Source organism: Pseudoalteromonas sp. KAN5 (assembly GCF_022846535.1).
Classification (GTDB): domain Bacteria; phylum Pseudomonadota; class Gammaproteobacteria; order Enterobacterales; family Alteromonadaceae; genus Pseudoalteromonas; species Pseudoalteromonas haloplanktis.
The window spans coordinates 1,982,334-1,998,053 of the sequence record NZ_AP025589.1; the positions used below are offsets into that span (position 1 = coordinate 1,982,334).

The following is a 15,720-nucleotide window of genomic DNA, read 5'->3' on the forward strand; positions in this document are numbered from 1 at the left end:
TAAAATTGGTTATAAATAGTGCTATCATTATGCCCAATAAAACTTAGTAACTTGATTTTACAAAGATTTTAATTTTGTTAAATTTTATAGTTGAAAATGTAAATAACAACTAAGCAACTCACATGCATTTAAACTTTTATCAACATAAATTTCAGATAGCGTTAAGCGCTGAAATAAACTAAATTGAGCCGTTATGCTTTCAGCTTTTTTTATTACAGATCAAGATCCTAGCCTTATTATCAATGGTGTATATGACCCGTTCCTAGTAACACTGTCTGTTTTAACTGCTATTTTTGCAGCATTTTTTGCAGCTTACCTAATTGATCTCGCTAAAGAAACACGCTTTAAAAGTTATCAAAGATTGGCCAACTCCACAGCTTCCTTAGTGTTAGCTGGCGGTATTTGGAGTATGCACTTTATTGGCATGCTCGCATTCTCACTCTGTACAAATATTAGTTATGATCCAATACTCACTTTATTCTCATTCATTCCTGCATTTTTCGCTTGCTTAGCAGCTGGATCATTACTTGTTAAAAGCAACAATACAATTGCTAGTTTAATAATACCATCTATCCTACTTGGCGCTGGCATCGGCACTATGCATTACAGCGGTATGGCTGCCATGCAATTAAGTCCTTTGTTACGCTACGACCCACTGACATTTGGGCTATCAATCATAGTCGCTGTAGTACTGGCATTCATTTCTTTATATTCGCGTTTTAATATCAGTAAGTACTTTCCATCTTTTACTGCTGCGCAAACACGATTGCTCAGTGCCACCATTTTAGGTTTTGCAGTTGCAGGCATGCATTACATGGGGATGGCCGCTACGCGATTTGTCGCAACTTCGCCATTAATTGGTGATGGTAGTGATAGCTCACAGCTTACTTTTGTTGCCATTAGTGTGGTATTTGCAACCATTATTTTAACTGCGGTTGTTGCGATTATTAATGGCATGGTGCGCTACCGCATGTTACTTGAAGAAAAAACGGGCAACGAATCTCGCTTAGAAGCGATTTTATCGACCGCCATAGATGGCATTGTAACCATTGATCATCGCGGTCACATTTTAAGCTTTAATAACGCAGCGCAAAATATTTTTGGCTGGCGCCAATCTGACGTACAAGGCAAAAATGTAAAAATGCTGATGGCAGATGACATTGCCGTCCATCATGATGAGTACCTTTCAAAGGCGGGTCACATCGATTTAGGAAAAGTCATTGGCATCAATCGAGATGTACTTGCAAAACACAAAGATGGCCATTTATTCCCTATTCGTTTAGGAATTGGCGAAGCAACCCAACCTGGTCAGGACTCAATATTTGTTGGCTTTATTACCGATTTAACCGAGCAGCGAAAACTACAAAAAAATCTCATCGAAAAAGAACAACAATACCGTTCGCTGATGGACAATATGCCAGGTGTGGTATTTCGCTGCGAGTTAAATAAAAACTGGAGTATGATTTTTATCAGCCCTAGCATTAATGAAGTAACAGGCTACGTACCTTCAGAGTTTATTAATAAGCATATAGAATTTGGTGATTTAATTTTCAAAGACGACACCGATCGTATCAATGAAGCAATCGCCCAAGCCGTTGCAGATAAATCACAATACTCAATTGAATATCGACTGCGCCACCGTAATGGCAAACTTATTTGGGTGCTTGAAAAAGGCAGCTTTGAGTTTAACAATCAAGGTGAAGCGGTTTGGATTGACGGCGTTATTGTTGATATTAGTGAACGTCGTGAATACGAAGATAAGCTAAAACTAGCCAAATTAGCGGCTGAAGAGGCAGCGCAAGCGAAGCAATCATTTATGGCAAATATGAGCCACGAAATTCGTACTCCAATGAACTCTATTATTGGTTTTAGTGACTTATTAATGGATACACCGCTTGATCAAGAGCAACAAAAGCATTTGATCACCGTCAACAATGCCGCTCGTTCGCTGCTGCGCCTATTAAACGAAATACTGGACTCGGCGAAACTAGAAAAAGGTAAGCTGACCATAGAACCAGTACATTTTAATCTTCAGCCCGTTCTTGATAGTATTATTTCCACCTTTTGGCTAGAAGCTAAAAAGAAAGATCTTGAACTAACACTAACTATTAAAGAGTCTGTTCACTCTGCTTACTATGGTGATCCGGATCGAATTCGCCAAGTGTTAACTAATTTAATTGGCAATGCGATTAAATTTACAGCACAAGGTTCTGTAAATGTAACGGTCAGTACAACCCAAAATAATTACTTATTTTTTGAAGTACAAGATACCGGTATTGGCATTGCTAAAGATCGCCTTAAAGCCGTATTTCAACCTTTTGTACAAGCTGATGGCACCACCACTCGCCGATTCGGTGGTACTGGACTGGGCACCACGATCAGTAAACAGCTCGTCGAACTGATGGGTGGCATAATCAATGTAGTAAGTGAAGAAGATAAAGGCAGTTGCTTTTACTTTTCATTACCTTTAGAGCCTAGTGATGAAACAAAGATCAACTACTTTGATGAGTTACACACTCAATTACCGCAACTGCGCATTTTAGTCGTTGACGATATAGAGCAAAATGTTGAGTTATTGCAACTACTATTATCGCGAGATCAACATATTATCAGCACTGCAAGCAATGGTTTAGAAGCACTTGCTATCTTTGAAAGCCAAGATTTTGATGTTATTTTGATGGATATCCACATGCCTGAGTGTGACGGTATTACTGCAACACATAGAATTCGTGAAATCGAACAGCAACGACAATTAAAGAACACACCAATCATTGCCCTTACTGCCAGTGTATTACAACAAGATAAGTTAACTGCGAAAAAAGCAGGCATGAATGGTTTTGCAAACAAACCTGTTGATATTAACCAATTGAATCAAGAAATTGCCCAAGTACTTGGTTTTGGCCTAAATAAAGAGACTCTGATTGCACAAAGTGACCCCACGGCACAGCATATTGACTTTAAAAAAGGGCAACAACTGTGGGGCAGTAAATGTAAACAATTGACCGAAATACACCGTTTTCTTAAAGAACAAAAAGAAGTATTTGAGGTCATTTTTAATGATGGATTAAATGCGTTAAAAGATTTTAAAGGCACATTACATACGCTTAAAGGACTTTCAGGTAATCTAGGTTTACCAACAATGATGAAATTATTCTCAGCATTAGAAAAAAGTGAGTCGGCGCAGCAACAAGTACAAGTAATTAAGCAATTAGAACTAGAATTCAATGCGGTAAGTGAGTTTTTGGCTGAAAAAACTCTAGCATGTATGCCCGCAACAAATGTTGAGCAAAGTAGCGAAACATTATCACTGAGTGCATTTAAGGTGATCTGTGAGCAACTACATAAAGATGCTGAAAATGCTGAACTAAACGATGAATTGCTCGCAAAAATCGAAGCTAATGCGCCAATTGTGTACCAAAGTGACGTGGTAGCATTGGTCGAATATTTTGACCAATTTGATTTTGATAGTGCGCAGAGTCACTTGGCAGCATTAATTGAATTACTCAATCAAACAGAAAACGTGGATGCATAATCATGGACTTAATCACTGAACGCCCTCGAATTCTTATTGTTGATGATGAACCTGCCAATCTTAAAGTTATGCGCGAAGTATTAGGCAATCAATATCGCCTTTCTTTCGCCAAATCAGGAGATGCGGCGCTTGCATTAGTCGAAAAAGAATTACCGAAACTCATTTTACTCGATATTATGATGCCTAATATGAGTGGGTTTGAAGTATGCCAACAACTTAAACAGAATCCAGTCACCCAACATATCCCCATTATTTTTGTCACCGCGCTGGCAGATGAAAGTGATGAATTTAAAGGTTTTGAAATTGGCGCGGTAGATTACATTACCAAACCTATCAGCCCAGCGATTGTACGTGCTCGTGTTAAAACCCATTTATCCTTGGTGCAAGCTGAGCAGTTAAAGCAAGCCCATGTCGATTTAGTTCATCGCTTAGGTTGTGCCGCAGAGTACAAAGATACAGATACTGGCGAACACATAATAAGAATGAGTAAATACAGTAAAATTTTAGCGCTGGCCTATGGGATGGATGAGCAGCACGCTGAACTTCTCAAACAAGCCGCCCCCATGCACGACATAGGCAAAATTGGCATTCCCGATGCAATTTTACTCAAGCCTGGAAAGTTAACCGACGAGGAATTTGCGCATATGAAAGAACATGCGCAAATAGGTGCAAAAATTTTAGCGAATTCAACCTCACCATTACTGCAATTAGCTCACCTACTTGCTATGGAACACCACGAAAAGTGGGATGGTACAGGCTACCCCAATGGTTTAAAAGCAGAACAAATATCTATAGAAGGGAGAATTGTGGCAATTGCAGATGTATTTGATGCATTGACATCTAAACGCCCTTATAAACAAGCTTGGAGCGTTGATGAAGCGATTTCTCATATGCGTACACAAGCGGGCAAACACTTTGATCCTCAACTGATTGCTTTATTTGAAGGTCAACTAGATGCAATTTTAGAGGTCTATTTAGCTTATCAAGATTGAGCTAAATATGAGCTGCTATATATAAATAGTCATGAGACGTTATTTCATGACTATTACCACTTAAATCTTGAAAGTAAACAGAGTACGTTACTTTATGATCCGCCACTACGGTTTTAACTCCTAAATCAGCAAAGTGTTTAAGCCAGGCAATAAACTGCTCTCCTGTCGCACCAAATGCAACACCTTTACTAGTCCCTTCTCGCTCAAATAATGCTAAACGAACGCTCGCAGCTGAGTCTTGTAATGTTAACGGCCCTTTACCTTCATCCCAAAAAGCCAACTCTGGCACAACATGAAACCCTAACACAGCTTTGTACCAAACGACGGCATCAGTTAAATTAACCACATTCAAATGGCAATGATCAATACCGGATAATGAAGGAAGCGTCATATTAGCCAATCTCAGATTTTAGCTGGGCGATAAATGCGTGCATATATTCAGTACGACGCGCAGCTTCTGCTTTTGCAGATGGCGTATTCATACTGTTTGCGATGTGTAACAGCTTGATGAAAAAGTGGTCAAGTGTATAAAGAGTATCATTAGGGGTTCGCTGCGCACAGAATGGGTCGACAGGATCATACAAATTACGCCCTATTGAGCCACCAACCTTCATACAGCGGCTAACTCCTATTGCCCCTAACGCATCCATACGATCGGCATCTTGTACAATTTGTGCCTCCACAGTTTCAATTGCAATATTAGCGCTGAAACTATGTGCTGCAATGGCGTGGTGAATTGCGTCAAAATAGTGTGAGTCATGGCCAATTGAAGTTAAGAATGTGATCGCCTTATCCGCGGCCATTGTCGACGCTTTAGCACGATCAGGATGGTTCTTCGCAACAGCAACACAATCATGTAACCATGCAGCTGGTAAAACAATATTCATATCAGCTTGCTCAGCAATACATAACTGCTTAGCAACTCTCACAACACGCTCAATATGGGTAATATCATGCGCTACATCAGCACTGACTAGCGACATAATAAAGTTACGGCAATGATTTTCTAATTGCTGCAATGAATCACTCAGCGCTAAAACGGGCAAAGATTGTTCCATAGTTCCTATAATTTCAAATTAATACATTGAATTATAGTTACTTTACCGCGGTTATAGGGGGCGATGCAAAACATTCATTGTATGTTCGAGCCTGCTTCACTAAAATACGCCCTTAATTTATCTGTAATGAGAAGCCTAATGTCATCTGCTATATACCTACAAGCTGGTCGTGAAAAATCACTGAAAAGAAAACACCCATGGTTGTTTTCAAAAGCCATCAAAAAAATAAAAGGTAAACCAAGTTTAGGTGACACAGTAACCATTCACGATAACGACGGTAAATTTTTAGCTACTGCAGCTTACAGCCCACATTCACAAATCCGCGCCCGAGTGTGGAGTTTTGATGAAAAAGAAGTGATCGACCAAGCATTTTTTGAACGTCGTTTACGCCGAGCGCTTGCTGCTCGCGAGCAAGTAATCACTGAAGGTGGTTTAACCGGTTTTCGTTTATGTGCTGCAGAATCAGACTTTTTACCTGGCGTTACTATTGATAAGTTTGACAATTTTTTAGTGTGCCAGTTATTAAGTGCTGGTGCAGAGCGCCATAAGGGCGAAATAGTCGGTGCTTTGCTCGCTATTTTCCCAGGCTGTGATGTCTATGAACGCTCTGATGTCGATGTACGAAGCAAAGAAGGTTTGGAGCCAACTATGGGCGTGTTATGGGGTAACAAACCAGAGCAACCCGTGTTAATAGAAGAAAATGGCTTTAAAATTGAAGTTGATATTCTTGAAGGCCATAAAACCGGTTTTTACCTTGATCAGCGCGATAGCCGAGCAGCACTAGAGCGTTTTGTAAAAAATAAAAAAGTGCTTAACTGCTTTAGCTACACAGGGACATTTTCATTATATGCACTACGCGGCGGCTGCGAACATGTCACTAACGTTGATGTATCACAACCCGCTCTTGATACCGCTAAGCGCAATGTTGAGCACAACGAGTTAGATTTAAACCGTGTTGATTTTATCAAACAAGATGTGTTTAAGTTATTACGTCAATACCGTGAAGAAGGCGTGCTATTTGACACGATTGTGATGGACCCACCAAAGTTTGCTGATAACAAAGCACAGCTTACAGGTGCATGCCGAGGCTATAAAGATATCAACATGATTGCCATGCAAATTTTAAAACCTGGCGGCACGTTACTCACATTCTCATGTTCAGGGTTAATGGATCAGAACTTATTTCAAAAAGTCGTCGCTGATGCTGCCCTCGATGCCGGTAAAGACTTATTGATCATGGAGCGTTTAAATCAAGCTGCTGATCACCCCATTGCAGGTAGCTATCCTGAAGGTTTTTACCTAAAAGGTCTGATCTGTAAAGTGTATTAAACTGACCGCAACGAATTAACCTGAGCTCATCAGGTTAATTGAACTGCATTATTTCTAGTCCTGCGGTCACCGTGCCATCACACTCTTTGCTAGCACGGATCACTTTGGCGGTTGCATCAAGTGGTGCAATCGCAGGGCTAGTTGAAGCTATGTTCACTTTAACAATGGTGCCCAATTCAAGTAATTCATCCAAATGAACTGATAATCCCGTTGCACTTAAATCAACACAGACTACATCAAATTGTTGGCCAGCAATTGGCTCAAGTGTCGTTAGTTTGGCATCTGCATTTAACTGCATTCGCCTAAAGTTACGTTTATCTTCATTGAGCATTTAGCCCCCTTACATCACCGTTTTTATTTTCTCTAACAACCCCACCACTGAAAAAGGTTTAACTACATAAGCATCGCAACCGGCATCAAACCCAGCCTGTTGTTCTTGCGCTGACTCTAAACCTGACACCATCACAATTGGAATATTGCGAGTTTCAGGGGTATTTTTCAACATTCTACAAGTATCATAGCCATCTAAGCCTGGCATACAGACATCTAACAAAATAGCATCCGGCGGATTTGCTATTGCCGATGACAAGCAGCTCTTACCTGATTCTGCATAACTGAGCTCAAAGTTAGTTGATAGAGCGACTTTAAGCATCTCAAAATTAAAATACTCGTCGTCTACAACTAGTAAACGCAAGGGTGTTTTAGCGGATGAGCGCATGGTTAATTTCGTTCCTTCTCATCTTCAAATTTTTCCTTTGAGCTAGGTCTAATAAATAACCCTAGCTCAATCAATTTCCTTTATAGCATTGAGCACACGTTTTGCTGAAATCGGATATGGTGTGCCTAATGTTTGTGCAAATAGTGAAACTCTTAGTTCCTGCTGCATCCAAAAAATATCCTGTAATTGTTGTGGTACAGGCATTCCTGGCGGTACTTTTTTCAACAGTTTTTGATACTCTTGAGCAACTTTATCTAATTCGAGTACACATAATCTGTCACGATTTGGGTCAACAGGCAACTTTTCTAAGCGTTTTTCTATCGCTTTTAAATAGCGAATTAAATCACTGAGCTTATCGGCTCCATGACTTGAAACAAACCCTTTAAATATTAAAGATTCGAGTTGGCTTTTTATATCACCGTGCGCGGTGATCATGGTTAAATCAACACGGCCTTTCATCTTTTTATGCAACGCATGAGCGATGCTAAGCACTTGTTCAACTTGTGTAGCAATCGCCACAACTGTATCACCAAGCTCCCCACGGATCTGCTCTTTAACCTTTTCAAACGCTTGCTCAGTTCGAACATCGCCAAGCGAAACTAATAAGCTATCAACCCCAGCGGCGATACAGTCATCAATTAAATCAGCCACTTTACCAAACGGATTAAAATATAGACCTAATTTTGCCTTATTGGGTAAATGTTGTTGTAAATATTTTATCGGCGATGGCACATTTAACAAGACTAAACGGCGTAACCCTTGTTGGTGAGCTGCTTGTGCTTTTATTTCATTATCAAATAGTTCAACAGCCGCAGAAGACTTTTTATCCACCAGCGCTGGGTACGCTTTGATCTCATACTGACCTTGTTTTTTAACATAGGATACGGGTAACTTACCAAAGTCCCATTGTATGAGCTCACTTTTCTCTATGCCTTTATCCGCAACCTTAGACAAAGTTTGCGTCACTTTACCTTGTAATTGTGCTTTGAGCTTCGCTAAATCCATGCCCCGTGCAAGCACATTATTCTTATCATCACGTACTTCAAACTGTAAGCGTAGATGAGTTGCCAGTGTGGTGAGATCCCACGCATCTGGCTCCACGCTTACCCCAGTCATTCGCAATAACCGCGTCGTTAACGCTTCAATAAAATTACCTTGCATTGGCTCAATAGCGGCCAATACGGCATCCGCATAATTTGGTGCAGGCACAAAGTTACGACGCAATGATTTTGGTAACGATTTAATTAAGCCGGTGATCAACTCATGACGAAATGCAGGGATATGCCAATCAAAACCAGTCTCTTCCACTTGGTTTAACAAAGCCACGGGAATGTGTACCGCCACCCCATCAACAGCTTGACCCGGATCAAAATGATAACTCAGAGGTAGCATTAGGTTACCTTGCTGCCATACATCAGGGTAATCAAACTCAGTAACGCTATCTGCGCCATGCTGCATTAAATCATCACGGGTCATATGCAAATAGTGTTTATCTTGTTGTTTTTGCGTTTTATACCATTTATTAAATGCTGCACGATTGTTTATTTGCGCAGGGATCTTCTTATCATAAAACTCATACAAGGTTTGCTCATCAACCAAAATATCCCGACGTCGACTTTTGTTTTCAAGGGTTTGGATATCTTCAATTAATTCACGATTAAATTGTAAAAAGCCTTCATTTTGACCTAAATCCTGCTCAACTAATGCGCTGCGAATAAACAACTCGCGGCTTACTTTTGGGTCTATATTGCTATAAACACAGCGGCGTTTAGACACAATTACAAGCCCGTATAACACTTGCTGTTCAAAAGCAATCACTGCCCCCGGCTTTTTCTCCCAATGAGGTTCACTGTAACTGCGTTTTACTAAATGCTGTGCAAGTGGTTCAACCCAATCGATATTAATTTTGGCATTAATACGTGCATACAGTTTACTGGTTTCAACTAATTCAGCCGACATCAACCATTTTGGACTTTTTTTGAATAACCCTGAACCTGGAAAAATATGAAACTGGCTATTGCGCGCGCCTTTATAAAGTTGTTTATCATCTTTAAAACCAATGTGACTTAGCATGCCACTAAGTAAGGCTTGATGAATTTTATCGCCATCAGCAACATTCGTGGTGGCTTTCATGCCCATCTCATTACACACAGTGCTCAACTGATAAACAATATCTTGCCACTCACGAATACGCATGTAGGCCAACATATCTTTTTGACACAATTTCCTAAACTGGCTATTACTCAATTCACTTTGTTGTTCTTCAAGGTAATTCCACAAATTTAAAAATGCGATAAAATCTGAATCAGGATCATCAAAGCGACCATGTTTTTCATTCGCCACAGCGCGTTTTTCTTGTGGGCGCTCTCGCGGATCTTGAATCGACAATGCCGCGACAATAATAATTACCTCGCGCAGCGCACCTATCTTTTGTGCTGTTAGCACCATTTTTGCTAACCGCGGGTCCACCGGCAAGCGACTGAGCTCTAGTCCCGATTTAGTAAGTTGAGTCGTGCTTTTGTGTCGTCCTGGTTTTACCGCTTCAAGTTCTTCAAGCAAAGTTAAACCATCGTTAATATTTCGGCTATCTGGGGCTTGCACAAACGGGAATTGCGCCATATCACCTAAACCTAGACCTAGCATTTTTAAAATTACAGACGCTAAATTTGTACGCAGTATTTCTGGATCGGTGAACTCTGGCCGTGAATTAAAATCTTCTTCTGAATAAAGACGAATACAAATACCCGCTTCAACACGACCACAGCGCCCTTTTCGTTGATTAGCACTAGCTTGAGAAATAGCTTCAATAGGCAAACGCTGCACCTTAGTGCGATAGCTATAACGGCTAATTCGCGCAGTACCCGGATCTATTACATAGCGAATACCGGGTACGGTCAGTGATGTTTCAGCAACGTTGGTTGATAAAATAATATGGCGACGGCTATGCGGGGCAAAAATTCGATTTTGCTCTGCATTTGATAATCGAGAATAAAGAGGTAATACGTCAGCCCCTTTTAAATTACGCTTACTAAGTGCATCAGCTGTGTCTCGGATCTCTCGCTCACCATTTAGGAAGATTAATATATCACCTGGCCCTTCTTGGCAGAGTTCGTCAACGGCATCGAATATCCCTTGCAACTGGTCGCCTTCGGCTTCCATGTCATTTTTATCAATGTCAACCAGCGGTCTATAGCGTACATCGACTGGAAATGTCCGCCCTGATACTTCAATGATTGGCGCATCATTAAAGTGCTTTGAAAAACGTTCTGGATCGATGGTTGCTGAGGTAATGATCACCTTTAAATCAGGGCGCTTTGGTAATAGGTTTTTGAGATAACCTAAAATAAAGTCAATGTTTAAACTACGCTCATGGGCTTCATCTATAATAATAGTATCGTATTGATTCAAAAATCGATCTTGTTGAATTTCAGCCAATAAAATACCGTCGGTCATTAATTTTATGTAGCTATTATCAGAAACTTGATCGCTAAAACGTATTTTAAAACCGACTTGCTGGCCAAGTTCACATTGCATCTCATGAGCGATACGATCCGCGACACTACGGGCTGCAAGTCGCCTAGGTTGCGTATGTCCAATATAACCATCAACACCACGGCCAAGTTCTAAGCACATTTTTGGAATTTGTGTCGTTTTACCAGAACCCGTTTCGCCTGCAATAATCACCACTTGGTTATGCGCTATTGCTTGTTTAATGTCGTCTTTTTTCTGACTAACAGGCAATTGCTCCGGGTAAGTTACTGTCGGCAATTGAGCTAAGCGCACTTCACGCAAATCTTGGCTGCGGGTAATATCCGCGGTGATTTTTTCAACAACGGCCGCTTGTTTTGTTTCATCGGTTATTTTTTTTATGCCATGAAGGCGTTTTTTAAAGATGAATTGATCTTTTCTTAGACACGTTTTTAGCTCACCAAACAATTGACCTAGGTTAACCACCCGCACTACCTTATAATATTTGAAAAAAGACGCACAATTATACCCAAGCTACCTCAAGATGCGAGCGTCGTTGAAATTAAAAGCGATTTTGACAAGACATTGAATACAGATTATGGCTACTCCTTTTTAAAATTAGTCACTTACAAAACTAGTGTAATGTTGACCTGATAAAAGGGAGTAGCGAAATAACCCAGCTAGTTATGCCAAGCGACTTAACTATTTAACTACTGAAGTAACCTAAATAAAGCACTAACTGCGTGAGTCATTTTCAAATGGAACAATAATTATCGTTACTTAATTGCTGCAACGACTGAAATTTCAACTAACAAGGCATCACGTGCCATTTTAGCTTCAACACAGGCGCGTGCTGGCGCATGCCCTTCAGGTACCCACGCATCCCACACCGCATTCATATCTGCAAAATATTCCATGCTTTTTACATAAATGGTGGCACTGAGCATGTGCTCTTTAGAGCTCCCCGCTTCATTAAGCAATACTTCAACTTTATCAAGCATGGTTTGTGTTTGTTCGGTGATATTCTTTTCTGCATCAGCGCACACTTGGCCGCATAAATAAACGGTGCCGTTGTGTTTAACGATGCGGCTCATTCGCGCACCTGTTTGCAGGCGTTCAATTGTCATAGTTAATCTCAGCTATAATTAGTGTGGCGCTAATTTAGCAAATTTTGACATGAACGCAAGGTTACATATGAGTTAGACTTCAACGTTGCTTGGAGCGTGAATACTGAGGTATTGGCTGCGTTGATTATTTTCGTCGTAACTTATCACCGCGACAGCCCCTGTATTAAAAATAGGCATGTTTCCGGTGCTGAGTTGATCAACTAAATAGCTAACTATTGGCATATGTGCCACCACTAACCAGGTATCACATTCAGGGTGCATGGCTATCAAAGTTTCCAAATAATCACCTGCAATTTGTGGATTACCTTCTGGTACTATGTCCGCACAGGTCTCCTCAAATAAAAAAGCATTATGCTTTTTTACGCCTGCAGCAGTTTGCTGGGCACGAATATATGGACTTACTAATAAGGCACTAGGGGCATGCGTTGCTTGCAACCACAAACCCATTTTTTCAGCCTGTTGTTGGCCAACCGAGGTCAAATTTCTACTAGCATCGTCGGCTTGCATTGGTGTCGCTTCGCCGTGGCGCATTATTAGGATTGTTTTCATAAAAAATCAACCAATTAAAGAATATAAAACAGTAGCCAGTTTGCCTGTTTGTCCGCTATATTAAAACAACGTCATACATTTTCGCTCATGATATTCAGGTAGAAATCGCTAGCCATTAAATCGTAATCCTGAAGCTATCATTGTTGTTAACGAGTAAACTTAACGTTTCAGGAGCATCATTTGAATATCAGCCGCAATGATAACAGAACATACCGTGCCCTTACACTGGACAATGGTCTAAAAGTACTGTTAGTGCAAGATAAAGATTCAACTAAAGCCGCCGCATCGATGGCAGTCAATGCAGGACATTTTGACGATCCGCTTGACAGACAAGGGCTCGCGCACTTTTTAGAGCATATGCTTTTTTTAGGAACAGATCAATTTCCTGAGTCTGGAGGCTTTGGCAATTTTGTTTCTCAAGCCGGTGGTAATACCAACGCATGGACGGGAACTGAACACACCTGTTACTTCTTTGATATTAATAATCAAGAGTTTGAGCATGCACTGCATCAATTCAGTCGGTTTTTCATTGCCCCATTACTCAATCCAGCTGAAACCGAAAAAGAGCGAAATGCTATTGATGCAGAATTTAAATTAAAAATAAAAGATGATGGCCGACGAATTTATCAAGCACATAAAGAAACCGTCAATCCCGCTCATCCGTTTGCTAAATTTTCCGTAGGCAATCAACAAACCTTAGCTGATCGCAATGGTTGTGTAAGCAAAGAGTTACGCCACTTTTTTGAAGAACATTATCAAGCGCAATGGATGAGCCTAGTGATCTGCTCCGATGCAGATATAGACACTATGGTGCAATGGGTTAATACCCTGTTTAGTGATATTAAAGGTCAAGCTAAGCCAAAACCTGTGATTGCAGCCTCTTTATATCGCCAACAAGATCTCTGTAAAGTGCTGCATATAGAGCCACATAAGCATATGCAAAAACTAATTGTAAGTTTTGCCATGCCTAATATTGATGAGTTTTATCGCCACAAAACGGTGAGTTTTATTGCCCACTTATTAGGTTACGAAGGGCAAGGCTCACTGTATTCGATTTTAAAAGCACAAGGCTGGATCAACGCACTTTCAGCTGGCGGCGGCATTAACGGCAGTAATTTTAAAGACTTTAATATCAGTATGGCATTGACTGATGAAGGGATTGAATACTATGAAGACATCGTTGAAATGGTGTTTGAGTATATTTGTTTAATTAACCAAAACATCGATAAATTACCACGCTTATACCAAGATAAAAAAAATCTATTGCAAATTGCCTTTGATAACCAAGAAAAAGCGCGATTAATAGACTGGGTTAGTAACCTAAGTATTAATATGCAGCACTACGATGAAGCCAACTATGTACAAGGTGACTACCTAATGGATGGCTTTAATCAAACCGCACACCAAACCGCTATGCAATGGTTAACACCTCATAATATGCGCTTGGTATTGATCCACCCTGATGTTGAGCCTGAACACACAACTCAGTGGTACCATACGCCATATCGAGTCGAGAGTATCTCAAGCTGCTGGCTTGAAGCACTGTGTGAAATCAATGCACCATTACCTGAAATGCTGTTACCCACAGCAAACCCTTATTTGAGCAAAGAAGTCTTACTCTATGATGTTGAACAGGCATATTCACACCCAAGATTGCTAGTCAAAGAGCCCGGATTCGATTTTTGGTTCAAGCAAGACAGCACCTTTCGAGTAGCCAAAGGCCATTTTTATTTAGCAATGGATTCCGACTTTGCTGTTAAAGACATCAAGCACATGGCACTGACGCGTTTATTTGCTGACTTATTTATGGACAGTGTTGCAGAGCAATTTTACCCCGCTGAACTTGCAGGATTAAGTTACCACTTAACATCACATCAAGGCGGCTTAACCTTACACACCGCCGGATTGTCATCTAGTCAATTGGAGTTGGTTGATGAACTACTCGAAGCATTGTTTAATGTCGATATTTGCGCCAAGCGCTTTGCAGAATATAAAAAGCAGCTAGTGCGCCACTGGCGTAACAGTAACCAAAATAAACCCGTCGGCGAACTATTTAGCGTACTTGGCGCAAAAATAATGCCCTGGAACCCTGAGCCAGAGCAACTTGCTGTGGCACTGAAAGATACCAGTTTCCAGCAATTTAATTGTTTTCGTCGCGAATTTTTTAATGCCTTGCATGTTGAGTCATTTTTACATGGTAATTGGCGCGAAAGTGATGCGACTGAGTTTCAAAAGAAAGTGGCTCACCATTTAGCCAAGTCAGCCACAATTGAAGATTTGGCTCGGCCATTATTTGAAATTGAACAAATCACCCGCTCAGCGCAGACCCTTAACTGTAACGATTATGCGATGGTTATTTACTATCAAGCGCAAACCGATGATGTCACTGAAAAAGTTAAAATGATGGCACTCAACCATCTTATTAATCAAGACTACTTTAACGAGTTACGCACCAAACAACAGCTAGGTTATTTAGTCGGTGCCGGTTACGCGCCCTTTAATACCCGTGCTGGGATTGCTTTTTATGTACAGTCGCCAAATTATTCAGCAAACGCGCTGCTTGAGCGCCACAATGCATTTATTGAGCATTATTTAGATTCATTACAACAACTCAACGAAGAGCAGTGGCAACAACAAAAGCATGGTTTAATCACCCATATTGCCGAAAAAGATAAAAACTTACGACTACGTTCGCAACGTTTATGGCTTGCTATTGGTAACCAAGATCATCATTTTCATATGCAACAAAAACTGCTGGAAGCACTCGACAGCCTCAGCTTAGCGCAAATAACAGCCTATATTCGCGAAACTTTTAGCGGATCTAGACCAAGATATGAACTAACAAGTGTGCCAAAAACAAGTAAGTCGACAAAAACAGTACTTTCTTCGCAATCTCTTTGACACAACAGCGTGCTTCTATTAGATTATCAGGTGCAAAAAACAGAAG

General features: G+C 40.6%; 11 protein-coding genes. 4 read left to right on the forward strand and 7 right to left on the reverse strand.

What is annotated here, in order from left to right; translation table 11 throughout:
• Positions 1-193: 193 nt before the first annotated feature.
• A complete protein-coding gene (locus tag KAN5_RS08880) occupies positions 194-3,532 on the forward strand; it encodes a PAS domain S-box protein (protein ID WP_244389559.1) in 3,339 nt (1,112 codons plus the stop codon).
• Positions 3,533-3,534: 2 nt separating this feature from the next.
• Positions 3,535-4,524 (forward strand): two-component system response regulator, encoded by a 990-nt coding sequence (locus tag KAN5_RS08885; RefSeq protein ID WP_016707927.1) that lies wholly within the window; start codon positions 3,535-3,537, stop codon positions 4,522-4,524.
• Between the two features lies 1 nt (position 4,525).
• On the opposite strand, the gene KAN5_RS08890 is transcribed toward KAN5_RS08885, so the two are convergent.
• Both KAN5_RS08890 and KAN5_RS08895 read right to left on the reverse strand, forming a co-directional pair.
• Complete coding sequence (locus tag KAN5_RS08890) at positions 4,526-4,915, reverse strand: VOC family protein (protein WP_138554684.1); 390 nt, start codon at positions 4,913-4,915, stop codon at positions 4,526-4,528.
• Position 4,916: 1 nt separating this feature from the next.
• The gene (locus KAN5_RS08895) at positions 4,917-5,582 is read right to left on the reverse strand and encodes an HD domain-containing protein (protein ID WP_016707929.1); all 666 of its coding nucleotides are present in this window, start codon (positions 5,580-5,582) and stop codon (positions 4,917-4,919) included.
• A gap of 138 nt (positions 5,583-5,720) precedes the next feature.
• On the opposite strand from KAN5_RS08895, the gene KAN5_RS08900 reads away from it, so the two are divergent.
• Positions 5,721-6,911, forward strand: a complete 1,191-nt coding sequence (locus KAN5_RS08900) for a class I SAM-dependent methyltransferase (RefSeq protein ID WP_029216076.1) — start codon at positions 5,721-5,723, stop codon at positions 6,909-6,911.
• A gap of 34 nt (positions 6,912-6,945) precedes the next feature.
• On the opposite strand, the gene KAN5_RS08905 is transcribed toward KAN5_RS08900, so the two are convergent.
• From KAN5_RS08905 to sixA, 5 genes are all read right to left on the reverse strand, one after another.
• Positions 6,946-7,242: a PilZ domain-containing protein gene (locus tag KAN5_RS08905; RefSeq protein ID WP_016707931.1), complete on the reverse strand. Its 297-nt coding sequence runs from the start codon at positions 7,240-7,242 to the stop codon at positions 6,946-6,948.
• Between the two features lie 9 nt (positions 7,243-7,251).
• A complete protein-coding gene (locus tag KAN5_RS08910; RefSeq protein WP_244389560.1) occupies positions 7,252-7,629 on the reverse strand; it encodes a response regulator in 378 nt (125 codons plus the stop codon).
• A 66-nt stretch (positions 7,630-7,695) separates the two neighbouring features.
• Positions 7,696-11,583, reverse strand: coding sequence for an ATP-dependent RNA helicase HrpA (gene hrpA / locus KAN5_RS08915; RefSeq protein ID WP_138554683.1), 3,888 nt, complete (start codon positions 11,581-11,583; stop codon positions 7,696-7,698).
• A gap of 290 nt (positions 11,584-11,873) precedes the next feature.
• Positions 11,874-12,224, reverse strand: a complete 351-nt coding sequence (locus KAN5_RS08920; protein ID WP_016707934.1) for a RidA family protein — start codon at positions 12,222-12,224, stop codon at positions 11,874-11,876.
• Between the two features lie 72 nt (positions 12,225-12,296).
• Positions 12,297-12,773 carry a phosphohistidine phosphatase SixA gene (gene sixA, locus KAN5_RS08925; protein WP_029216078.1) on the reverse strand — a complete coding sequence of 159 codons (477 nt, stop codon included), beginning with the start codon at positions 12,771-12,773 and terminating at the stop codon, positions 12,297-12,299.
• 180 nt (positions 12,774-12,953) lie between these two features.
• On the opposite strand from sixA, the gene KAN5_RS08930 reads away from it, so the two are divergent.
• Positions 12,954-15,674, forward strand: a complete 2,721-nt coding sequence (locus KAN5_RS08930) for an insulinase family protein (RefSeq protein ID WP_016707936.1) — start codon at positions 12,954-12,956, stop codon at positions 15,672-15,674.
• Positions 15,675-15,720 lie beyond the last annotated feature (46 nt).